Here is a 20,772-nt window from a genome sequence, read left to right as displayed (position 1 = left end):
AAAAGTTTTTAAAAACCTTTGAAATCACCAAACAGCCCTGATAGAACGATAATGATCTTCGTCATCCAGTCAAAGAACAGGAGGATGCCGACTAAAATCATGACAGCGCCGCCGATTTTCATGATCAGCAGCTGATGTTTCCGGAACCATTTCATCTTGGAAATGAAAAAAGACAGCAGCAGAAACGGCAGGCTGAACCCAAGCGCATACAGCAGCATATACGGGACAGCGGACATCGGATTGGTCCCCGCCAGTGCAATGACCGCCGCTAAAATCGGCCCGGTGCACGGCGTCCAGCCTGCAGCAAACGCCATTCCGATCCCGACAGACCCGAGCAAACCCCCCGGCCGGCTTTTCAATTGGAGGCGCCTTTCCTTCATTAGAAATTCGGGTTTAAAAACACCTAAAGTGACAAACCCGAAAAAGATAATGAAGATCGCTCCGAGCTGTCTGATGAGATTGTGGTAATCCTTAAAAAACGTGCCGATCAGCGATGTGCTGTAGCCTAAGGCGATAAAGATAATCGAAAAGCCGATCAGGAAAAAAACCGTGTGCAGCAGGCTTCTCTTTTGAAGCAGCAGTCTGTCCGAATTGATTTCACTCATACTGACGCCTGTAATGTAGGATAAAAAAGCCGGATACAGCGGAAGACAACAGGGTGAAATAAAAGATAGAAATCCGGCGCCGAAAGCCAGAATATAATTAATATCCGTCATTCTCTCTTTCTCCCTTCTATTTTTTGGGATGATATGAAGAAAAATCATCGGTTATGACAATGGCATTTCAATTTCCTTACATATCACCAAAAAAGGTGTTGGTTTCCCGAATTTCTTTATATAATCAATTTTGACAATTTCCCCTTATCACCTTCACAATTGAAAAGAAACCTATATATGGATATAATAGCATTTAGTAGGCAACAAAAAGATGATTTTTACAGAAGAAAGGATAAATTCCTGTGATGAAAGAGAACCTGCTTCATGAAATTGAGGAAAAAAGAAAAGAGCTGGTGAAAATCGTCATGACAAACGGCATGACCTCCCATGTCACGTTACAGCACAGCCAGCAGCTGGACATCCTTCTCTTGGAATATCAAAAACGATCTCTCGGCGGCAGCACACAATAATCATAAATCAAAATAAAAAACCCAGAAAACGGGTTTTTTATTTATAACCATGTTCCTTCTATGTCATAATCGCATTCGTATTATTTCGTTTGATTTTCCATGGCTTTCATCATTTGGTTGATTTTCTTTTGGGATGGTTTCATTCCCATCTGCATCATCATCATGCGTAACATTTGTTCATTAATTGGCGGATTTTTTTTCAGATAGTTCATCATATATTTACGAGCAATAAAAAATCCGAGTGCAACACCTGCGAGCAATGCCAAAATGCCCACTAGGATGACAACCCATAAATCCATTTAATTTCCTCCTTCATGTTGTCTCGTAATAAAGTGTACTAAACCAAACGCTATTATACAACATTTACACTCTAAATTCTTTTTTTTATACAAAATTTCTTTCTTTCACAGGGTTCAGCCAGCCGTACCGCTCCATGCCGAAGTCCATCGCAAGAAAACAAGGACTTACCTTCCGCAAGACTTCAAAGAAGACGGTTTCCGCATCAAATTGCCCGTTTGCTAAAATTTCGATATAGCGGTCTTTGATAATGAAAGAAGCGCTTCCCTTTGGAACGTATAATCTGTATATGCAGTCTACCTGTGTGTAATCCTCACGGTTCAGGTTCGTTTTCAGCCTGTTGTGTATATGGGCAACCGGAATCGGCTTCGTAATATATTCGATTTGTCTGGCCGCTAATTGAGACTTTTTGTTTTCGGGGCTTGTCCAATGGTAATCGTAAAAAAGCTTGAACATGACAGATTCTCTTCCAAAATAATGACTGGCAAATTCCTCTTCTATCAGATACGTATAATAATGACGTTCCATCACTGTCTCATCCCCCTTAGGATATCGATTCTGATGAATGTATGCTTTCAATTATACAAAAGGGGAATAGAAATAATTGTCTGATGGTGATAAAAGAAGCGACTAATTTTGTCGAAACGAAAAAAAGAGAATGATTCAAAGATCATTCTCTTAGATTGTTGATAAAATCCTATGACATCTTTATTGATTTAAAAGCTTTTTCACACGGGCAGCTACATTCTCAGCTGTAAAGCCGTATTCTTTCATAATTTTTTCTCCAGGAGCGGAGGCGCCAAATTGGTCGATTGCGAGAATGTCGCCTTCTGTTCCTGTATATCTGTCCCATCCCAGCGGTGAACCCATTTCAATGGCAAGGCGCTTCGTCACATCTGCAGGCAGGACGGCGTTTTTATATTCGGCCGGCTGCTTTTCAAAGCGGTCCCAAGACGGAACGCTGACGACTGATACGTCAATGCCTTCTTTCGCGAGTTCACTCTGTGCGTCGATCGCAAGTCCGACCTCTGATCCGCTTGCGAGAAGAAGCGCGGCCGGCTTTTCGCTTTGGCTCTTGGACACGACGTATGCACCTTTTTCAACACCTTCATACGCCGCCTCAGCAGACTGGTCAATTGTCGGCAAGTTTTGGCGCGTCAGTACAAGCGCTGTCGGCTGGTTTGTCGATTGAAGGGCAAGTTTCCAAGCGGCAGCCGTTTCATTTCCGTCGGCAGGTCTGATGACAGACAGGTTTGGAAGGGCGCGCAGCGATGCGAGCTGTTCAATCGGCTCATGTGTCGGTCCGTCTTCTCCCACTGCGATGCTGTCATGTGTAAACACATATGTGACCGGAAGCCCCATTAAGGCTGCAAGACGGATCGCAGGTCTCAAATAGTCAGAAAAGACGAAGAATGTGCCGCCAAATACGCGAAGGCCGCCGTGAAGAGCCATTCCGTTTAAAGCCGCTCCCATCGCAAATTCGCGGACTCCGAACCAGATGTTTCTGCCGGCATAGTCTTTCGCAGAAAAGTCTCCGCCGTCTTTGATCGTCGTCTTATTGGAACCGGCCAAATCAGCTGATCCGCCAAAGAAATATGGCACTTTTTTGGCGATTCCGTTCAGGACTTCGCCGGAAGATGCGCGTGAAGCCAGGCTGCTTCCTTTCTCATAAACGGGAACTTCCTTATCCCAACCTGCAGGAAGCTCTCCTTTCATTGCCAGTTCAAGCTGTTCTGCAAGATCCGGATGGGCTTTCTTGTATGCGGCGAACAGCTCGTTCCATTCCTGTTCTTTGCGTTTGCCGGCTTCCTTGACCGTTTCTTTAAAATGATCGTAGACTTCGGAAGGAACGTAGAAATCCTCTTCATATGTCCACTTATATGCTTCTTTTGTCAGACCGGCTTCTTCTGCACCGAGAGGAGCGCCGTGAACACCGGAAGTTCCAGCCCGGTTTGGAGAACCGTAACCGATCGTTGTTTTGACTTCAATTAGTGTCGGCTGATCTACATTCTGCTTTGCTTTTTCGATCGCAGCTGTAATTTCTTCAATGTTATTCCCGTCCTCAACATACAGCACTTCCCATTTCATCGCTTCAAAGCGCTGTTTCACATTTTCAGAGAAGGAACGGTCCAGATCTCCGTCAAGAGAAATATCGTTGGAATCATAAAGAACGATTAAACGGCCAAGCTTCAGATGTCCGGCAAGTGAAGCCGCTTCTGAGGAAATTCCTTCCATTAAATCTCCGTCACCGCAAATACTGTATGTATAATGGTCAACGACACGATATTCATTACGGTTGTAGGTTTCCGCAAGATGGCGTTCTGCAAGCGCCATACCGACAGCCATTGCGATTCCTTGGCCAAGCGGCCCTGTCGTCGCGTCGACCCCTGGAGTATGACCGAATTCAGGATGTCCGGGAGTTTTGCTTCCCCATTGGCGGAAATTCTTCAGATCTTCCATTGATACGTCATATCCGCTTAAATGCAGCATGCTGTAAAGCAGCATTGAACCGTGTCCGGCAGATAACACAAACCGGTCTCTGTTAAACCAATTTGGGTTTTCCGGGTTCACGTTCATCATTTTTGTCCAAAGCGCATAAGCCATCGGAGCTGTACCCATTGGCATGCCCGGGTGGCCGGATTTTGCTTTTTCAATCGCATCTATGGATAGAGTCCGGATCGTTGCGACAGATTTTGATTCAATCGTTTTCATTTTAATCCCCTTCCTGTATGTACTCTACTTCCTTATCATAAATCTACCCATCAGTTTTCACAACCATTTCGTCTCAAAAGACGGCTGAAAAATGATGATTTGCAGTTATTTTAAACAACAGTAGTATATACAAAAAAGGAATACGATATTGACGTATTCCCTAAAATTAATGGAGCCCGCGCTTGTTTTTTTCTTGTTTGAGCTTTTCCGGCGTCACATCGTTGCCTTCCGGGTCAACAATGGTTACATTTTTCAGCGTGTTTTTCATAGAAGCGCGGACACCTTGCAGGTATTCCTGGCGGAGCTTCTGCTGTTCCGCTTTTTCTTTGTCTGTTAAAGAGCCGGTTTTTGATTTTTTCGCAAGCTCATTAATCCTGGCTATTTTTTCTTTGGAAATCATAACATGCTCCTTTGGTTTATTTCTCATTCATACTACTAAATTCGCTTCCATTTGACAACAAATGAACCTGTCCCTCTTTATACTCCTGATAGCGGCGGTGCACTGTTGCCTTTGAAATGCTGTAGCCGAAGCCTCTCAGCACGGCTGCAATCTCTGCAAACGTCAGCTTGTTTTCCCTGAGCCGGATGATTTCCGAAAGCGGTGCTTCGATCCGTTCTCTTCCGCTTCCCTCATGCCGGTTTTTCAAATTTCTTTCCGGACGGTAGCCGTTTTCGACCGCCTTTTTCATGCCTCTTTTAATTTTCAGGTTATGTATTTTCCGCTGATATTCCTCAACGATGCTGACAATTTCCAACACCATCGAGTCCGCCTCGGAAAGTTCCAGCCGGCCCCTGTGAGCAAGCGTATAAATTTGAACGCCTTCTTTATATAAGCAGTGAAGGAGGGCAATTTTTGCATTTCCCCTGCCAAGCCTTGTGTCATCCTGGATTAAGACCGCATCTACTCTTGAGCTTTTGAGTTCTTCCAGCAGTTCGAATACGCCGTCGCGGTCCATCTCATATCCGCTCGCCTGTTCTGAAATGACCTTTACAACGGTCATGCCGTGTTCGGCGGCAAGCGCTGCAAGCTCCTCTTCCTGCCGTTTTAAGGAGGTTTCCTGCTGCTCTTTTGACGTGCTCACCCTGGTGTATATAATCGCGTTCATAGAAATCCCCTCATCCTTATTATTCTACGACTGCAAGCTGATACCGGTGGGAGTGCTGCTTGGTTACCGGAAGGATCAAAACGTCGCCCGGCCTGATGACGGACGTCGAAAGGCCGTTTTTGTCGGCAACCCACTCAATGAACTTTTGTTTATCAGCGTTTTTCCCGCCTTCGATGCGATCGGCAAGCTCCCATAACGTATCGCCTTCCTGCACCTCTATTTTAACATATTGCTTGTTTTCCTCCATTTTCCCGGCAAGAGACAAAAACAGAATACAGCAGCTGATCACAGCAGTAAGCAGACCGACGAAAACCAACGATTCCCTTTTCAAATCCATCACCCCAAACAGAATATTTGTTCGCTTTTTGTGTTTTCAGTATACATACGAACACACGTTTCTGTCAAACGTTTTTTCGAACCTATGTTTGTACTTGGAGGTAAAACATGCTATAATCTACCTAAAATCGACGTTTTGAGGTGCAGAACATGACGAAGCTATCAAAAAGACAACTTGATATTTTGCGTTTCATTAAGGAAGAAGTGAAACGCAAAGGTTACCCGCCTTCCGTCAGGGAAATCGGCGAAGCGGTCGGCCTTGCATCAAGTTCAACCGTACACGGCCACTTGGCAAGGCTTGAAACAAAGGGACTGATCAGAAGAGACCCGACAAAGCCGAGAGCCATCGAAATACTGGATACCGAAGAAGACATTCACATTCCGCAAAACCAGGTGGTCAACGTTCCCGTTATTGGAAAGGTGACAGCCGGGACGCCGATTACAGCTGTGGAAAATATCGAGGAGTACTTTCCCCTTCCCGACCGCCTGGCACCGCCGGACGAGCATGTTTTCATGCTTGAGATCATGGGGGAAAGCATGATTGATGCGGGAATACTTGATAAAGACTATGTGATTGTCAAACAGCAGAACACAGCCAACAACGGGGATATCGTCGTGGCCATGACCGAAGAAGATGAAGCGACCGTCAAGCGGTTTTTCAAAGAAAAGACTCACATCCGCCTGCAGCCTGAAAATCCCACGATGGAGCCTATCATTCTGCAAAATGTGACCATTCTCGGAAAAGTGATCGGCGTCTTCAGAACCGTTCACTAATGATGCAGCGGCTGCCGGTTTACCGGCGGCCTTTTTGATATCAAAAAAAATCAGGTTCATCCCTTCCCGCTGTTTTGGGGGGCGAACCTGAAAAAGAGGAATTCATAATATGCTTACAAGTCCATTATCTATGATGATTTATTGATAGTCAACAAAATTTTTGCACACAGGAAACTTTTATAAATCTTCATGTTTAAAATGTTTTTCTCCTGACCGTTTTTATGGCGCCCGCTATTTGATCAAGGCGAGAGCGATTCCGTATCCTTTTTCAGGAGTGTACGGAGAAGTTATTTTGATCACCTTCCAAGAACCTTCAGTTGCTTTTGTCCCTATGCCGTCAATCGCTCCTAAATAATCTCCTTGCCGCACTGTGCCGTCAATACGTACATACTGTCTGCCCAAAAGCCCGACGACATGCCATTCATCTCTGACATCGCGTGACAGATAGCTCCCTTCCAAAGACTCGTTATAGTCCGGATTTTGTTTCGGGAGGCGAATCAGCTCCCCTGTCTCATGATCGGTTACCTCTTCATCAATCAATCCGCCGAACTCATTTGTCAAATAGCGGCGCTGCCAGACAAAGCTGGATGCCCCAGAAACAAAAGCTGTCGTTTCTGACACAACCCCCAGCAAATCATTTCCGCTTTGGGCAGGGGCTATTTTTTCTCCTTTTAAAGTGACGATGGTGCCTGTATCGATCAACTGCCCGCTTTCACTCTCAAAATACTCTCCATAGCCGGTTAATGAAGAGGTTACCGCCCCCGCAAATGCTCCATTTCCATAACGGGAGTCAAGGAGCCATTTGATTGACTGGTGACCTCCGGCCACAGTGTACGGCTCTTCAAGTGTAATGCTTTCTGATGAAAGTATCGTTCTGGATACGCCGTTGCCTGTAATATGAGAGTTGTTTGAAGCTGTGACAAATGCGCGGGAGCCCTCTGTGCTGGAACCGCCCGAAGCTCCGATGACCGCATTTCTTTCACCTTTTGCCGTAATATCCCCGGTTCCGGCAATAACGGCGCTTGTTTGATTAAATGCAAAACCGGAGGTGGTTGCAATCTGGGCTCCGCCCTTTAAATTGACGGGCATCTGCTGGTAGGTTTGACCTTTAATGGATGCAGCGGCGCTGTACCCTTCCGCCAAAACGCCGATGATGACAGCCTGACTATTCGGAGACTGGATCCCTGCTGTCCCGCCTTCTGTTATCATGGTTCCGTTCATAATATTCACGTTATAGAGTCCGCCTCCGATCGATATTCCGATTGGAGCTGAATGATAAAAATCAAAGTTTGATATTTTGATATGATCGGTTTGATTTGCCCCTCCCAATAAACGAATATCGATGCCGGCCTTTTTAAATCCGCGAATCTTAATCCCATTGATCGTAATGTTTTGACTTCGGTACTGCAATGCTACTACAGGATAGCCGCCATAGTCGTAATCCGGATTTCCGATCGCTGTGAATCCGCTTATATAAACATTTTTATAGGCTGAAACAACGAGTGCTCTTGGGGTCACACTCTCATACAGAGAATTGAAGACTGGCTCGACCGCTGTACAATCAATAAGCGTTACATCGTATGCTGTGGTGCTTTCCGGATCTGATGCCTGGTGGTGGCCGATATGCCGAAGGTCAAACGCGCGGACATCCCGGTAGGATATATGGCCGATAATATGGACATTTTGAGAAGCCGGCCACATTTCATGGGCTTTCACTTCTACCCCGCGAATGTTTCCGCTTGTCACGTTGTTTAAAAGCCAGACATGCTTTGACCCATCATCAATCTCGATACCGTTGGAGTTGGCCATGCCTTCGGCGTGCTCTGTGCCGCGAGGGGCTGCAGAATAGCAGTTTGAAATAAAGATGTATTCGCTGTAATGCGTAGTGATGCCGTCATCGCCGGCGCCATATGCGACACAGTTATCAATCCAAATATATTTGGAGCCGTCTTTTGTCCAGTCTGTATCAGGCAAATGATCATATGTCGGGGATGTAATATCAATTCCGTGGAGACCTGCATTGACGGCTTCAATATCTTTGATCCAGCCAAATTCGACTTTTGCAAACGTTAAACAGCTGGAAAACTGCCCTCCAGGATTTCTCACCCCGCATTGTCTGTCAGGATTCCAGTCTAAAGTCATTCCCTGGACAAAAATATGACGGTTTCCATTTTCATAATCGTCATTCGTGATGACCCACTCATGTGCCGGGGTATCCTCATGAAGTTTAATGACAGTGACGCCTTTGCCTTGTCCGACAAGATATGTCCAAGACGGAAGCTTGATTCCTTGAACAAAATATTCGCCCGCCGGAATGTTCACTTTAACTCGTCCATTTCCGATCGCATTGCGGAAAGCTTCAGTATTATCCCTTCCATCAGGAACAGCCCCGAAATCTGCAACATTCACTTCGCGAGTGATTTTGCCAAGCAATTTGTGATACTCCTTATCAAGCCGCTCCTTCAACAGTGAGGCCGCCTCTCCTTCGGCCGTCACCCTTGCATCTGTCACCTCAACGCTTTGAGAGGTTTCGACATGCTGAATGAGATTTTGCATCCTTGCTTTCAGTTGCTCGATTTCCGTCAAACGGTTTTGATGCTTTAAAAATTGACCTTTAGCGGTGGATCTCAATTCGGCATTTAGAGACACATCAGAAGGTTTTTGTGAATGAACCATTCTAAGGACACCTCTTTCTTTTTAATATGGGCGTTGAAATGCGGATGGGAAGGCCTGTCTCAAATTTCGAAAACGGAGCGGCCAAATCATCCATTTTACATCTATGTTATAAATTGGATATACATCACTGTAATCCTTCTAACCCCTGCAAAAAAAGGACGGATGATCAGTATTTCCGATCCCTCCATCCTTTTAAAGCCGGCTTATTATAGCTTTGTATTTTCTGCGATCAAGTGCCGCCTCTCTAATTGCAGCAAAGCTGCCACATGGCGCTCTAGCGGTTCGAGCGGATTGATGATCATTTCAGATGATGAACTTTCCGCTGCTTCAGCTGCATCAACCATGGATAACTGAGCAACGGAGAGCAGCCTGTTTTCGGTATTTGCGATTCGCTTTATATGTTTCTCAATCTCGGCATCGTACATTTCCTTATATCCACGCATGATGAGATCGAAAGTATGTTTAAGGATCATACACTCTACATTCGGGGATTTTTGTCGTTGACGCGCATATTCTTTCAGACGCTCCATTGTACTTTCAACAGTTGCAGGATTAGAAAAAAGCATCAATTGCCGCTTCTCGGTTTGACAGATCTGTTCAAAAAATGGTTCATCAATGTTAATGACCGGCACGGAAATGGAAAGTTCCGCTTTCTGTAAAACCGCAATATAATTTGTGCAGGTGATCAAGATCGCCCCTGGGCTGCAGCGTGCCATCCATTCTATTTGCTCTTTTGCTTTTTGTCCGGCATTAAAGGTTGATTCTGCCGTTAATTCATGCATCAAGCCGGGATCGACAAAGTGAATAAGCTCTATTTCATATTGAGAAAACACACGTTCAATATATCCAATATTTGAGTGGTGGGCATGAAGACAGGCCAACTTTTTCACCGGTTCGATTCCCCCTTTTTAAGAAAAACAGGCGGATTTTCCGCCTGTTTTTATACTGCTACTTCAAATGTGAGCTTGTCTCCGTGCTGATAATCAATCAATTGAAAATCGTCGATCGTGAAATCATAAAAATCTTTAATTTCCGGATTGATCCAAAGCTTCGGCGCCTCATACTGCTCCCGCGACATCTGAATGTTCAAATTGTCGATGTGGCGGGTGTAGATATGGCAATCTCCGATATTGAAGATATATTCGCCCAGTTCATAGCCAAGAACTTGGGCGATCATGCGCTGCAGCACATTATATTGAAACACATTGAACGGATTGCCCAATGCCATATCATTGCTTCTCGCCCTTACTTCCAAAGACAGTTTTCCTTCCTTGACATACCATTGCGTTTCATAAACGCAAGGCGTCAGCGCCATCTCATCCAAGTCATCGGGATTCCACAGCATTGTAATATGCCTGCGGGAAGCCGGGTTATGCTTTAATTGATGAAGCAGGTAGTCAACCTGATCGACTTTTTCGCCGTTGATCGTTCTGTTTTTCTTTGCCAGCTGATAGCCGTATGCTGAACCGATCGTTCCGTCTTTAAGCTTCCATTGGTCCCAAATGTGAACACCCATGTTCTGAAGAACCTGAACATCGTTCGATTTCAGCTGCCAAATCCAAAGCAGCTCTTTAATCGCTGTCTTCCATGCTACTTTTTTGGTTGTTAAAATCGGCACTTCAGAATTATCAAAGCGCATTTTTTCGCTCATGATGCTCAAAGTATGAGCAGCTGTACCGTCTGACTCCCATTTCGTCCGGACGCGATACTCTTCATCTGAAATCCCGGATTCAATAATTTTTTGAATAATAGCGTTGTATTGTTGATCGCAGTGGCTCATCATATCCTCTCCTATCCTCTTTCCAAATGATATGTATAAAACGAGTTTTTTTCAATAGATAAGAGAAGATATTTCTTTATCGGGATTGATAAGTCGTCAATGCACTGAGCAAAACATGTTTGTCATAGCCGGTCATTTGCTGGATTTTGTCAGCCCAGCCTTCAATCGATTTCGGCTTTGATTCCTGATCCAATCCATTGCTTGTGCTCAGATGACTGCTCCATCCGCTGAATTCCCAGTGCGCCGTTTCATTTTGATAGGGAACCCGGCATTCCACCAGCGGCTCAGGCTTCAATCTGCGCTGTGAATATTCAGCCGCCTCTAAAAATATGTTTTCGTCGACCGGCTCAGGATCGTAGGCTTGTGTCACGATTTTACCATTCGGCCGATGGTAAGTGATTTCGATTTGGTGTTGCGACGGCTTGACCTGAACTTTTGCGGCCGGAAAAAAACCGCTCAGCTTTTCCTCTGTATAGTCTTCACAGCCTGAATCTATTAAAATCGGATTCAACCATTGGTCGCCTAAATCACATAAAAATCGTCTTCCCCTCTCATCAAGTGCGATCACTGCCGCATGCGCCCTGTCTGTTTTGAAATGATGGCCAATCGGATAGGCCTCAACCCCGGCTTTTTTCAATTCGGCCAGCAGCCAAATCGCAAGATCAAAACAATTGCCTGAAATGCCGTATTGTTGATGATGCTCTTGCATTAAGGATATGTCGCGCTGCTTCCGATCACCAGCTTGGTCGTAAAACCAAGCCTTTGTCAACGTTTCCATCGGGAATTTGTCAAACTTTCTCCATACAGAAAGGATCTCGTCCGGTGCAAACATGATCTTCCTCCTTTTCTTGTGTGCATTCATCTTTCTGATAGATTTGAATCATCTGGCATTCATTAATCATGATACTCGGCAACACCGGAGACTCCTTCTTTTTGGCAAATCTCCGAATGCCGTATGAGGGGAATTTTCCATAAATATGAAGTCCGGGACACCTGGCTGATATGATGCATGTCGATTTTAGGATTGAATGGACGTCATCCGGTAAATCTAGTTTTTTAAAAAAACGTTGTTCAAAGATTTTAACCGTTCCTCAAAACGTGCTTTTGCCTGATGATACAGCTGGATATCAAGCTGGTTCGTTTTTTTGATTTCTTCAATCGTTTCCTCAGGAATCAATCTCTGCTGTTTTTGACCTTCTCTTGTTGATATTTACTTTAGAGTACTGAATGTTTTGCCCCCCTTCTGAAAGGGGGATTCGCTTAAAAACCCCCTTAATGCTAAGGGAGTTTTTAAGTGATATGTTTATTTCTGGTCTTCGTCGATCGGCAGCTGTATAAATGAATTGGATCCCGTAGCTTTTGGCATTTTTCCGTCCCATTTTTGAATCCATTGATATTTGATCATTTGATCTGACATAGACTTTTTGATGATTTCGTTGTATTCGGCAATCCCTTCAGCTTCGATCTTTTTCTTTTTCGCTTCCGCTTCGGCGATTTTAAGTTCTGTCTGTTTTCGTTCCAGTTCCTGCGAGGACTTCACGCGCGCGTCGATCGCTTCCTGTGTGGCTTTATCCGGTTTCGGAACTCCCAGGGTCAAGTCATCTATCACAAAGCCGAGCTTCTTCATATCATCGGCAAAGGCTTTTTGCACTTCTGCAGCCGCCTCCGATGACTTTTGACCGTAAGTGTCTATAACGGAATATTTGGAAATCGATTTTCTTGCAGCATCCCATAATCTCGTTTTCAGATAGCTGTTTTCAATCGATTCAATCTCAACCGCTCCGAATTTATTAAACAACTCTACGACTTTATCAGGCTGAACGACATAGTTGTAGGCGATATCCATTGAGATGTTTTTTCCGTCAGAGGTGGCCACTTGAATATCTTGATTGTTTACAGTCTGCATCCGAACCGGATATCTTGTGACTTTATCAAACAGACCGACCAAGTGCCAGCCCTGATCAAGCGTTTCCGATTTTACGCCGCCATTTGGCGAATAGACGACACCGACATAGCCGTTCGGGATTTTTTCTATGAACAGGGAAGCTGTGAATCCCCCTACGATTAAAGCGGCGGCGACAATAATTCCGCCAAGCAGTGTTTTGTTTCTGCCTTTTTTTGTTTGTTGCTCATTCATCTTGATCATCCTCCAGCGTTTTCTTGATTTTGCTTGCTCCGCTGCCGACTTTTTTAAAAAGCGGGCTTAACATCAGCCATACTCCAAACCCGATAATCAATAGAAGTATGATGGAGCCGATCATCACTTTCACTTGTTCCTGCCTCCTTATGTGTTGAAGATTCAGTATGACTTAAAAATCATTTCACTAATGTTTACGTTCATATGAACTTAAAGTTTCATTTTTCTGGGGAAATCATGATTTTGGAAGAAATTCGACGGCAGCCGAGAGAAGAACACTCAAGATTAAAGGGTTCAATATAAACTCATACGGCGTTAGGAGGGTTCTTATACCAAAAGGAAGTGATAAGTCGTTAAAAAAAAGGAATTTATATTCTGACAGGACACTCATGGCCTCTGGAAAATCGACGATTGCTCAGATGTTGTCCGAGCCATTTGAAGAAAGTGTGCATGTGCGGGGCGATCTATTTCGAAAGATGATTGTAAAAGGAAACATCGACATGTCTCCCGATGACGCGACAGGTGCAGAAGAACAACTGCAGCTCCGCTACGCTATCGCGGCAAATGTTGCAGAAATGTATGACAGAGCGGGATTCGCGTTGTCTTGCAGAACCATCTATTTGGGAAAAGCGGTCCATCCCTTTCTTAAAAGGTTTACGGAGAAGCCTCTTTATTTGATTACACTGAATCCGAACTCTGCGGCGATGGCAGGCGAAGCAAAACAGGCTAGGCTACTCCATTTGGGAAATCGAACCTCTCTTTGATATCCTGAAAAATGAAAATCCAAGAACAGGGCTTTGGATCGACTCATCTGATTTGACTCCTGAAGAGACATTAGCTGAAATCATAAAACGGGCAGAATCGGAAGCGCGCCTTGTATAAGTACGCGAAAAAAATTGGGGAGCTGCCGGTCGGCCGGCAGCTTTTTACATGATTATGTACTGATGATTTTGTGTTTGATTTTGGAATAGATTTTCGGATTGAGCAAAAAAATGATGGATTGAAGCTGTTCTTGTTTATTAATCGAGGGATCTGCAAAATGCTGGTGATTATATCCATTAAAGATCGAAATCAAGGTCGTCGCCATGACTCTTGGGTGAAGCTCGTTTTGAACGATTCCTTCATCTTGGAGCTGTTCAATCAAAATGACAAAAAACTCTCTCCACCTATCATAAAGCAAGGCCACTTTCCTCTGAATCTCAGGGTATCTGTGACTATTTGCCATGAACTCCAAAAACAGAGCTGTCGAGTGCTCTTTATTTGTTGTTTGAATCAGATGCTCGATACCTGTCAGCAGTCCACTTAAATTCTTCTTTCGAAAACATTTTATGCTCGTTTGAAACCGCTCTTCCATCTGCTCATTCATAATATGGAGAAACAGCATCTCCTTGGATTTGAAGTATAGGTAAAATGTAGCTTTGGAATAGCCGGCTTTTCTCATGATTTCGTCTACAGAGGTGGCCGAATATCCATATTGGGCAAACAGATGATATCCGGCGTCTACGATTTTTTGAATCGTATTCTGTGTGTTCTTTTTCATTAAGCTGTCCTGTCCTCTCTTCTCTCATTAAAATGGATCGGTATGTATTTAGAAAATTTGAAACGCCAAGGACTATTACATGTTAAAGAAAATTGGAAAAGGCGCTTAAACCCTTCAATAAGAATCCGCCAACAAAAAGGTTGGCTCTCTCACAAGCATAGCAGTGACAAGCAAATCGCGCCAAGTGACATAAGGCCGGTAACGATCAAGAATTCAACAAGGTCAAACGTTATGTAAATTTCTGCTTTGATATGTATGTACCTTCCTTTACGCAAAATGTCCAACATACATTCTAGCATTTACTGCTAAAACTTCATATATATTGAATTTATTTAATTGGATTTTTTCAGTTTTTTATAACTTTTGATAAAATGCGCCGGATCAGCCTCTACTTCAAATGCGAAAACCCCTTGGTTTGTATGGAGGTAAAGCAGTCCCGCATCGGAAAAAGGCCTGAATGATACATCGTGAACATTGTCCAAAGAAAATTGACGCTTGTCCGCTAAAATCTTGTCATGATATAAATACATCTCATACCGTTTTTTCGTATAATGCTGTTGATTGAAATCGATCGTGCGCTCGGTTTTATAAAAGCTGACAGCGGACATCATCTCACCGTTTCCGTCCTTCATATGTTTCACCTCTTTTAGATCAATTTGGCCATGAAATATTCGTCAACATATGTACCATTGACCATCATCGCATGCTTTCTCGTTCCTTCTATGCTAAAGCCGATTTTTTGATATAATTTCACGGCAGTTTGGTTATGGCTCATAACAGTCAGCTCAAGCCTGTGCAGTTTTTCTTCACAGGCCCATTTCTCCAAAGCCAGAAACAGGTGCGTGCCTATCCCCTGTCCTCTATAAGCTTTGCGGATTCCGATGACAATATGGGCGCGGTGCCGTGTCCGGTTAGCTTGTCCTCTGACTGCCGTAATGTGGCCGATCAAGCTTCCGCCTGCACTCGCAACTAAGATCTGAGATGAACCGGCCAACATGGATCTGATCTGTTCCCTTTGGCGCTCTATTGTTGTCAGCCGCTCTCCTGGTTCATACATCATGAATTCGGATTCTTCATCTAAAGTTTGACACAGATTTAGAAATTGTTCTGCATCTGATATATTGATTTTTCTAATTTCCATAAAACCCCTCTTTTCTTGCGAAATCACCGTAAGCTCTCGAATGCTCTGTGTATTCTGAATATGATAACAAAAAAACGCCGCAGTTTTCCAGCTTCACAGAAATGGTTTGTTTTAAGGGCAAAAAATAAAGCAAAACCGATGGTTTTACTTTTCTTGCAGCCTTGGCTTTGCCGGGTCGCATGCAGGCTTTTGCGTATTTGTCGATTCGGCGATTTTCATTAAATAATAGCATTCTTCCCTCATCATATGATCTGCCATAAGCGCTGAGAAAGTGCCGAGCATCTGCTCTGTCAATTCCAATTCTTCGATTTCATTTAAAAAGGTGCGGAATAATTCGATTTCAAGCTTGACATCTTTGTTCATTCTTCTAAGAGCCGGAAAGGATTCCACATTTGCTCTAAGATAACCTGTCAATTCCACAGATTTAAGGTAAAACTGTTCAAAATGCTTGACAAATCCCCTGCTTTTTTCTTTCAGCCGTTTTTCGACCGCATCAAGCTCATCAGCGATCGCTCCAGCATGCCCGGCTGCATCCATCAGCCATAGCATATGGTGGTGCAATTCATGGAAAACGGGCGGCGTCTCCCGCTTTTTCAAATATTTGATGATCAGAAGATATTCTTCAAGCTCGTTCACCATATGGTTGATAAAAGTCGGGGAAAGATGGATTTTAATATCGCTTGTAATATGCCGTTTAATAATGGACAGTTTAAATTTTCTAAACTGAAGGACGTATTCCTCCGCCTCCAATGTTAAGGAATATAAATCAGCCGATGTATTCACTTTTTTCAGCAAAACGTCAAATATTTGCTTAAACCGCTTCGCTTTCTGTATGTCTTCCCTTTCTTTTTCAGCCAAAGAATCCAAGATAAAACGGGCGTGATCCCCCATCACTTGCAGCCAAAATTTGTGTTCAAAGACCGCCGTTTCCCGATATGTTTTCAAATTTGCGCCTCCCTTTCATAACCATTCTTTAACATGGCTATTCGCTTTCAGTCCGAAATATGATTCAGGAGGCATGGAACAAAAGCGTCAGTACAGGTTTGGAGGAGGTGCGTCATCCCGATGGTTTTGAATGACTGAAGGCGGTGTATCATGGATATAAGGAGGAGCAGGGCTTAACACCGGTTTTTTCGCGAGCGGCTGCGGCTTCTCAACATACTGAAAGACTCCTTCGCCATCCATGCTCGTTCCATGTGCCCATCTGCCAGCCGCACTTTCATTTCCTCTTGAGAAGTTAAATAAGACATGGGACACTTCTCTTTTTTCAAGTTTCCTCGGGAAGGTGCTTGGCACGACGACATTTTCTTTCGCCTCCAGCTCCTTAATCGCCGCAATCCATTGATTTTGATGCATCGTATCCCTTGCGATCAGCCAAGACAGCATATCTTTGACACCGCGATCTGTTGTTGTTTCATAAAGCCGGACTGCCTGAAGACGGCCTTGTGACTCAGCATTTAAATTTGCCCGAAAGTCAGCAAGCAAATTGCCGCTGGCAATAATATAATCGGCGGTCCAACGGTTCCCCACACTATCCGAAGGCATAGCCCCGAGTCCCGATACAATCGCGTGCTGCGGATTCATCCCTCCAAGAATGGCCCCTATAACCGGATCTTTTGCCGCTTTTTCGAGATCGCCGACAGGCGCTCCATCCAGCAAGCGTGCAATCATGGTCGCCAGCATTTCAATATGGGCCAGCTCTTCCGCCCCAGTATCCATTAACAGATCTTTGTACTTGCCGTTTCCCCGGACATTCCAGCCCTGAAAAAGATACTGCAAGGCAACGGAGATTTCGCCAAACTGCCCGCCCAATATTTCCTGCAGCTTTTTCGCAAATAAAGCATCAGGCTTTTCCGGTTTTGCCCGGTACTGCAATTCTTTTATATGAAAAAACATAAAACCACCCTTTCCTGCATTACCATATGACCGGAAAGAAAATAGGTGTTTGTCTTGCGGAAAACAGAACCAACATATGGCTGGCAATCCCGGTAATCGAACCGGCTTTCTGTATGACTTGTTCCCCCTTATATGCTTGGGAGACTTTAAATCAATACAGGTGCAGGAACGGCAGATGGCAGCCACATCAAAACCGGCTCCTTTATTTCGGTTCATGCTTATTGATTAGCCTATCCTTTTTCATTTTCCATGCGGAAACCTTTTCGCTTCTTCATGCGTATAAACATGAAAAGGAGGCTTCGTTAGCATGAAAGAATATCAATTTGTCAAAATTGAATTGAGCTCATTTAATAAGAAACCAAAGGAAGATTACCGGGAAGTCATCCGAGAGTACGCCCGGGAAGGGTGGCGATTTGTGCAAATCTTCGCTCCTGCGACTTCAGGATATGGAATTGCATCTTATTTTGAGTTGATCTTTGAAAGAGATGCATGACGGCAAAAAGGGGCTCTGCCCCTTTTTTAAATGATCCTCCTATCATCAGGGTCTTCATAAATAAAAACCCCGCGCAGCCGGTTTCCTCCATACGATAAAAGTCCACATAAAACCTTACAAAAGTGTAATGTTCTTGTTATATGATTCAATTTTTTCTTTCAAGAAAGAAGCTTACAATCAGGACAGAACAAAAAAGAGGTGAACAACATGAAACGACATTTCGCATTGATCAGTCTCATGATCGCATTTGCTGCCGTATTGACAGGCTGCAACCTGAATCGTCTGGGAACAGACCAATATTATGTCCAGATTGCAGGTGATGGAAAAGAGGAGATTTCAAAGGCGGATGACGGCAAGGAATATCGAATATTCAACTATCAATTAGCCGGCTTTGACGAAGAAGGCAAGGAAAAAACAATGACGTTTACCGCAGACAAAAATCTCAAGAAAGGCGCATTTTTGCGCGTATACGATTCCAAGAAAAAGGGCGTAACATCCTGGGAAGAAGTTGACAAAGAGGACATCCCGGATTTGGCGAAAGAGCGATTGGATGTAAAAAAATGAACGGCAGAAATGACGGCGGCGGCCGGACAGGACGTCCGCGCATTTCACCGCCGCTTCTTTAGCACAAGGGCTGTGCTGTTTTTATTTTGTTCCATCCTGTTTGATTTTTAAAAATTCCTTCTGAAAAATACACATTCTGATGGCGTTATGGTAAAAACCGTCGACGAAAAATTCATCCTGAAGCTCGCTCTCGATAGAAAAACCGGCTTTTTTATATAGATGAATGGCTTTTTGATTATCTTCATCGACAATTAAATAAAGCTTATGCAAATTCAATACGGAAAACGCGTAGTTCATGGCCAGATAAGTCGCGATTGACGAATAGCCATTGCCTTGATGCGCCGGATCAATAATAATTTGAAACTCGGCCCTGCGGTGAATATAATCAATTTCCACCAACTCAACCAATCCGATCATCTCTGTCTCTTTTTCAACAATAAATCGACGTTCACTTTGATCGTGAATGTGTTTATCAAATAAATCCTGCAATTCCACAAACGTTTCGTAAGGCTCTTCAAACCAATAGGACATGATTTTTGCATCGTTGTTGAGACGGTGGACAAATGGCAAATCTTCTCTTTCCAACGGACGCAATTTAAGCTGATTCGACATGTAAACATCCTCCAATGTAAATCAAATATTAAGATGTAAGCCGCAGGCCGACAACTCCGACAATGATCAGGAAAAGGGATATCAGCTGCGGGAGTTGAAAGCGATCTTTAAACCAAAAAAAGCTGACGGCCGTTATGCCGATGATCCCTATCCCGGTCCAGACTGCATACGCGACTCCGGCGGAGAGAACCTGCATTGCTTTTGAAAGGCAGTAAAATGACAAAGCAAATCCAACAACCATCACAATGATCGGCCACTTCTTTTTCGTGCCGTCCACATATTTCATCGCAATGGCAGCGATCATTTCTTCAATTCCTGAAACGACAAGCAAAAACCATGCCATCAATGTTCACCTCTTGAATGTGTCTCACGTTCTTTTGTGAAAAGCTTCATGCCGATAATTCCGGCTAAGAGCACGGTTAAAAAGAAAATTTGGCCTCCTGAAAAGGGTTCCCCCAAAACAATTCCAGTAACATAAGTTCCGACGGTTCCGATGCCGACAAATACAGTGTAAGCAGACGCCATCGGAATTTTCCGGTAAGAACGAATAAGCAAAATAAAACTGACAGCGATCAATATAAAGATGACCGTCCAATCTAACAATGTCTCTGCACCTTTAAGCGCCGTGGCCCACACCACTTCCAAAAAGCCTGCAATCAAAACAAACAGCCAATACATATGCAGCATCCTTCCTATTATGAATGAATGTCAGTCATTTTTGTGGCGATAAAAAATGAACGGCATAGGCCAGTCATTTTTCACCTGACGCTTAAGCTTCTTTTCAGAAATGTGAAAATTTCCTTCTTGAACACTTCGATATCCTCTTCTTTTTCAGCGCCGATATAGTAACGTTCAGCTGTATTTTCAACAAAATTGATAATCGTTCTGGCCGTCCATCTTACATTGATATCGCGAATAATTTCATTGTTTTCCGCGGCTTTTTCAATGATTCCTTCCAGCCAGGAATAATACGGCTGATAAATGGCTTCCCATTTTTCCATGGAGTGGTCGATGGCAAGCCCTGAGTAACAAAGCACAATAATATCCTTATGAAGGCTAGTAATGTTGAATGTCTCATCGATCAGAATTTTCATGACCGTCCAAAAGGGCTCTGTTCCGTCCATTTTGCCTTTGATTTCATTCAGTGTATGTGTTAAAAGATTCTCTGCTATCGCAGGAATTAACGCATTTTTCGAGGAAAAATACAAATAAAAAGTGCCTTGCGCCGTCCCGGCTCTTTTCACAATATCTGAAATGGAAGCCTTATCAAGCCCTTTTTCAGAAATGACTTCAATGGCCGCATGCAAAATTTTTTCATATTTCCCTGAAGTTTGTTTAGGCATAAATAAAGGCCTCCTTGAAAATGAATGACTATCAGTCATTTTAACGGATCGATGCATTTGTGTCAACGGTGCCGATCTCTCTTTCAGCTTAACATTCCTTTAAAATCCGAAACATTCGCTGACATGGAAATTGCTGTCCTATATACTTTATATAACAGCAACATTGCAAACTTGCGCTCGTTTGTTTATTTATCTTGGGCCAATTGCCGCTTTTCTTTGTCTTGCCTACCGTTCAATGG

27 protein-coding genes are annotated in these 20,772 nt (G+C 43.8%); 5 read left to right on the top strand and 22 right to left on the bottom strand.

Annotated elements, in window-relative coordinates; all coding sequences use genetic code 11:
• Positions 1–8 precede the first annotated feature (8 nt).
• Positions 9–716 carry a cytochrome c biogenesis protein CcdA gene (locus P3X63_RS10450; RefSeq protein WP_277692823.1) on the bottom strand — a complete coding sequence of 236 codons (708 nt, stop codon included), beginning with the start codon at positions 714–716 and terminating at the stop codon, positions 9–11.
• A 242-nt stretch (positions 717–958) separates the two neighbouring features.
• Between P3X63_RS10450 and P3X63_RS10445 the strand changes: the two genes are divergently transcribed.
• Positions 959–1,126, top strand: coding sequence for an aspartyl-phosphate phosphatase Spo0E family protein (locus P3X63_RS10445; protein WP_026587239.1), 168 nt, complete (start codon positions 959–961; stop codon positions 1,124–1,126).
• 80 nt (positions 1,127–1,206) lie between these two features.
• Here P3X63_RS10445 and P3X63_RS10440 read toward each other — a convergent pair whose 3' ends face one another.
• The 6 genes from P3X63_RS10440 to yneA form a co-directional block, all read right to left on the bottom strand.
• Entirely contained in the window at positions 1,207–1,425 is a 219-nt protein-coding gene (locus tag P3X63_RS10440) for a YneF family protein (RefSeq protein WP_026587238.1), read from the bottom strand.
• Positions 1,426–1,510: 85 nt separating this feature from the next.
• The gene (gene sirA, locus P3X63_RS10435; protein WP_026587237.1) at positions 1,511–1,951 is read right to left on the bottom strand and encodes a sporulation inhibitor of replication protein SirA; all 441 of its coding nucleotides are present in this window, start codon (positions 1,949–1,951) and stop codon (positions 1,511–1,513) included.
• A 180-nt stretch (positions 1,952–2,131) separates the two neighbouring features.
• Entirely contained in the window at positions 2,132–4,135 is a 2,004-nt protein-coding gene (gene tkt / locus P3X63_RS10430) for a transketolase (protein WP_277692822.1), read from the bottom strand.
• Between the two features lie 166 nt (positions 4,136–4,301).
• A complete protein-coding gene (locus tag P3X63_RS10425; RefSeq protein ID WP_026587235.1) occupies positions 4,302–4,535 on the bottom strand; it encodes a DUF896 domain-containing protein in 234 nt (77 codons plus the stop codon).
• Positions 4,536–4,551: 16 nt separating this feature from the next.
• A complete protein-coding gene (locus tag P3X63_RS10420; RefSeq protein WP_077736718.1) occupies positions 4,552–5,241 on the bottom strand; it encodes a YneB family resolvase-like protein in 690 nt (229 codons plus the stop codon).
• A gap of 19 nt (positions 5,242–5,260) precedes the next feature.
• A complete protein-coding gene (yneA, locus tag P3X63_RS10415; RefSeq protein ID WP_026587234.1) occupies positions 5,261–5,572 on the bottom strand; it encodes a cell division suppressor protein YneA in 312 nt (103 codons plus the stop codon).
• A gap of 155 nt (positions 5,573–5,727) precedes the next feature.
• Between yneA and lexA the strand changes: the two genes are divergently transcribed.
• The gene (gene lexA / locus P3X63_RS10410; RefSeq protein WP_026587233.1) at positions 5,728–6,351 is read left to right on the top strand and encodes a transcriptional repressor LexA; all 624 of its coding nucleotides are present in this window, start codon (positions 5,728–5,730) and stop codon (positions 6,349–6,351) included.
• 231 nt (positions 6,352–6,582) lie between these two features.
• Here lexA and P3X63_RS10405 read toward each other — a convergent pair whose 3' ends face one another.
• The 6 genes from P3X63_RS10405 to P3X63_RS10380 all read right to left on the bottom strand — a co-directional run bounded on the left by P3X63_RS10405 (position 6,583) and on the right by P3X63_RS10380 (position 13,077).
• Positions 6,583–9,027 (bottom strand): peptidase G2 autoproteolytic cleavage domain-containing protein, encoded by a 2,445-nt coding sequence (locus P3X63_RS10405; RefSeq protein WP_026587232.1) that lies wholly within the window; start codon positions 9,025–9,027, stop codon positions 6,583–6,585.
• Positions 9,028–9,233: 206 nt separating this feature from the next.
• Complete coding sequence (locus P3X63_RS10400) at positions 9,234–9,926, bottom strand: hypothetical protein (RefSeq protein WP_077736719.1); 693 nt, start codon at positions 9,924–9,926, stop codon at positions 9,234–9,236.
• Between the two features lie 41 nt (positions 9,927–9,967).
• The gene (locus tag P3X63_RS10395) at positions 9,968–10,807 is read right to left on the bottom strand and encodes a thymidylate synthase (RefSeq protein ID WP_026587230.1); all 840 of its coding nucleotides are present in this window, start codon (positions 10,805–10,807) and stop codon (positions 9,968–9,970) included.
• A gap of 76 nt (positions 10,808–10,883) precedes the next feature.
• The gene (locus P3X63_RS10390) at positions 10,884–11,642 is read right to left on the bottom strand and encodes a hypothetical protein (RefSeq protein WP_277692916.1); all 759 of its coding nucleotides are present in this window, start codon (positions 11,640–11,642) and stop codon (positions 10,884–10,886) included.
• Positions 11,643–12,110: 468 nt separating this feature from the next.
• Complete coding sequence (locus P3X63_RS10385; protein ID WP_026587228.1) at positions 12,111–12,944, bottom strand: prohibitin family protein; 834 nt, start codon at positions 12,942–12,944, stop codon at positions 12,111–12,113.
• On the bottom strand, positions 12,937–13,077 hold the full coding sequence (locus P3X63_RS10380; RefSeq protein WP_179115722.1) for a hypothetical protein: 141 nt from the start codon (positions 13,075–13,077) through the stop codon (positions 12,937–12,939). Before P3X63_RS10380 ends, P3X63_RS10385 begins: the two co-directional genes overlap by 8 nt.
• Positions 13,078–13,333: 256 nt before the next feature.
• Here P3X63_RS10380 and P3X63_RS10375 point away from each other — a divergent pair, with 256 nt between their 5' ends.
• Positions 13,334–13,708, top strand: coding sequence for a P-loop NTPase family protein (locus P3X63_RS10375; protein ID WP_077736720.1), 375 nt, complete (start codon positions 13,334–13,336; stop codon positions 13,706–13,708).
• A 170-nt stretch (positions 13,709–13,878) separates the two neighbouring features.
• Here P3X63_RS10375 and P3X63_RS10370 read toward each other — a convergent pair whose 3' ends face one another.
• The 5 genes from P3X63_RS10370 to P3X63_RS10350 form a co-directional block, all read right to left on the bottom strand.
• Positions 13,879–14,484: a TetR/AcrR family transcriptional regulator gene (locus P3X63_RS10370; RefSeq protein WP_277692821.1), complete on the bottom strand. Its 606-nt coding sequence runs from the start codon at positions 14,482–14,484 to the stop codon at positions 13,879–13,881.
• Positions 14,485–14,816: 332 nt separating this feature from the next.
• A complete protein-coding gene (locus P3X63_RS10365; protein ID WP_277692820.1) occupies positions 14,817–15,116 on the bottom strand; it encodes a hypothetical protein in 300 nt (99 codons plus the stop codon).
• Positions 15,117–15,130: 14 nt separating this feature from the next.
• Positions 15,131–15,625 carry a GNAT family N-acetyltransferase gene (locus P3X63_RS10360; RefSeq protein WP_277692819.1) on the bottom strand — a complete coding sequence of 165 codons (495 nt, stop codon included), beginning with the start codon at positions 15,623–15,625 and terminating at the stop codon, positions 15,131–15,133.
• Positions 15,626–15,769: 144 nt separating this feature from the next.
• Positions 15,770–16,570, bottom strand: coding sequence for a DUF2935 domain-containing protein (locus P3X63_RS10355; protein ID WP_026587224.1), 801 nt, complete (start codon positions 16,568–16,570; stop codon positions 15,770–15,772).
• 87 nt (positions 16,571–16,657) lie between these two features.
• Positions 16,658–17,521, bottom strand: coding sequence for a manganese catalase (locus P3X63_RS10350; RefSeq protein WP_277692818.1), 864 nt, complete (start codon positions 17,519–17,521; stop codon positions 16,658–16,660).
• Between the two features lie 307 nt (positions 17,522–17,828).
• On the opposite strand from P3X63_RS10350, the gene P3X63_RS10345 reads away from it, so the two are divergent.
• A complete protein-coding gene (locus P3X63_RS10345; protein WP_026587223.1) occupies positions 17,829–18,014 on the top strand; it encodes a DUF4177 domain-containing protein in 186 nt (61 codons plus the stop codon).
• A gap of 207 nt (positions 18,015–18,221) precedes the next feature.
• A complete protein-coding gene (locus P3X63_RS10340; RefSeq protein ID WP_077736725.1) occupies positions 18,222–18,578 on the top strand; it encodes a YxeA family protein in 357 nt (118 codons plus the stop codon).
• A gap of 81 nt (positions 18,579–18,659) precedes the next feature.
• Here the strand turns inward: P3X63_RS10340 and speG are convergent, their stop codons facing one another.
• The 4 genes from speG to P3X63_RS10320 form a co-directional block, all read right to left on the bottom strand.
• On the bottom strand, positions 18,660–19,190 hold the full coding sequence (gene speG / locus P3X63_RS10335; RefSeq protein WP_026587221.1) for a spermidine N1-acetyltransferase: 531 nt from the start codon (positions 19,188–19,190) through the stop codon (positions 18,660–18,662).
• A 28-nt stretch (positions 19,191–19,218) separates the two neighbouring features.
• Positions 19,219–19,533, bottom strand: coding sequence for a DMT family transporter (locus P3X63_RS10330; protein ID WP_026587220.1), 315 nt, complete (start codon positions 19,531–19,533; stop codon positions 19,219–19,221).
• Entirely contained in the window at positions 19,533–19,868 is a 336-nt protein-coding gene (locus P3X63_RS10325; protein WP_026587219.1) for a DMT family transporter, read from the bottom strand. The genes P3X63_RS10330 and P3X63_RS10325 overlap by 1 nt, the downstream gene beginning before the upstream one ends.
• An 80-nt stretch (positions 19,869–19,948) precedes the next feature.
• The gene (locus tag P3X63_RS10320; protein ID WP_026587218.1) at positions 19,949–20,533 is read right to left on the bottom strand and encodes a TetR/AcrR family transcriptional regulator; all 585 of its coding nucleotides are present in this window, start codon (positions 20,531–20,533) and stop codon (positions 19,949–19,951) included.
• Between the last annotated feature and the right edge of the window lie 239 nt (positions 20,534–20,772).

The organism is Bacillus sp. HSf4 (assembly GCF_029537375.1).
In the GTDB taxonomy this organism is placed as follows: domain Bacteria; phylum Bacillota; class Bacilli; order Bacillales; family Bacillaceae; genus Bacillus; species Bacillus sonorensis_A.
Note: the sequence above shows the minus strand (reverse complement) of the source record. Positions and strands in the feature narration are given on the sequence as shown.

Excerpts from the sequence above, each read along its gene's own strand:
- P3X63_RS10440 (WP_026587238.1), bottom strand. The coding sequence starts at position 1,425 with ATGGATTTATGGGTTGTCATCCTAGTGGGCATTTTGGCATTGCTCGCA.
- sirA (WP_026587237.1), bottom strand. The coding sequence starts at position 1,951 with ATGGAACGTCATTATTATACGTATCTGATAGAAGAGGAATTTGCCAGT.
- P3X63_RS10325 (WP_026587219.1), bottom strand. The coding sequence starts at position 19,868 with ATGTATTGGCTGTTTGTTTTGATTGCAGGCTTTTTGGAAGTGGTGTGG.
- P3X63_RS10365 (WP_277692820.1), bottom strand. The coding sequence starts at position 15,116 with ATGAAGGACGGAAACGGTGAGATGATGTCCGCTGTCAGCTTTTATAAA.
- P3X63_RS10450 (WP_277692823.1), bottom strand. The coding sequence starts at position 716 with ATGACGGATATTAATTATATTCTGGCTTTCGGCGCCGGATTTCTATCT.
- P3X63_RS10375 (WP_077736720.1), top strand. The coding sequence starts at position 13,334 with ATGGCCTCTGGAAAATCGACGATTGCTCAGATGTTGTCCGAGCCATTT.
- P3X63_RS10370 (WP_277692821.1), bottom strand. The coding sequence starts at position 14,484 with ATGAAAAAGAACACACAGAATACGATTCAAAAAATCGTAGACGCCGGA.
- P3X63_RS10420 (WP_077736718.1), bottom strand. The coding sequence starts at position 5,241 with ATGAACGCGATTATATACACCAGGGTGAGCACGTCAAAAGAGCAGCAG.
- P3X63_RS10405 (WP_026587232.1), bottom strand. The coding sequence starts at position 9,027 with ATGGTTCATTCACAAAAACCTTCTGATGTGTCTCTAAATGCCGAATTG.
- P3X63_RS10330 (WP_026587220.1), bottom strand. The coding sequence starts at position 19,533 with ATGGCATGGTTTTTGCTTGTCGTTTCAGGAATTGAAGAAATGATCGCT.
- P3X63_RS10425 (WP_026587235.1), bottom strand. The coding sequence starts at position 4,535 with ATGATTTCCAAAGAAAAAATAGCCAGGATTAATGAGCTTGCGAAAAAA.
- speG (WP_026587221.1), bottom strand. The coding sequence starts at position 19,190 with ATGTCGAATCAGCTTAAATTGCGTCCGTTGGAAAGAGAAGATTTGCCA.
- P3X63_RS10340 (WP_077736725.1), top strand. The coding sequence starts at position 18,222 with ATGAAACGACATTTCGCATTGATCAGTCTCATGATCGCATTTGCTGCC.
- P3X63_RS10320 (WP_026587218.1), bottom strand. The coding sequence starts at position 20,533 with ATGCCTAAACAAACTTCAGGGAAATATGAAAAAATTTTGCATGCGGCC.
- P3X63_RS10385 (WP_026587228.1), bottom strand. The coding sequence starts at position 12,944 with ATGAATGAGCAACAAACAAAAAAAGGCAGAAACAAAACACTGCTTGGC.
- P3X63_RS10395 (WP_026587230.1), bottom strand. The coding sequence starts at position 10,807 with ATGAGCCACTGCGATCAACAATACAACGCTATTATTCAAAAAATTATT.
- P3X63_RS10350 (WP_277692818.1), bottom strand. The coding sequence starts at position 17,521 with ATGTTTTTTCATATAAAAGAATTGCAGTACCGGGCAAAACCGGAAAAG.
- P3X63_RS10345 (WP_026587223.1), top strand. The coding sequence starts at position 17,829 with ATGAAAGAATATCAATTTGTCAAAATTGAATTGAGCTCATTTAATAAG.
- P3X63_RS10360 (WP_277692819.1), bottom strand. The coding sequence starts at position 15,625 with ATGGAAATTAGAAAAATCAATATATCAGATGCAGAACAATTTCTAAAT.
- lexA (WP_026587233.1), top strand. The coding sequence starts at position 5,728 with ATGACGAAGCTATCAAAAAGACAACTTGATATTTTGCGTTTCATTAAG.
- tkt (WP_277692822.1), bottom strand. The coding sequence starts at position 4,135 with ATGAAAACGATTGAATCAAAATCTGTCGCAACGATCCGGACTCTATCC.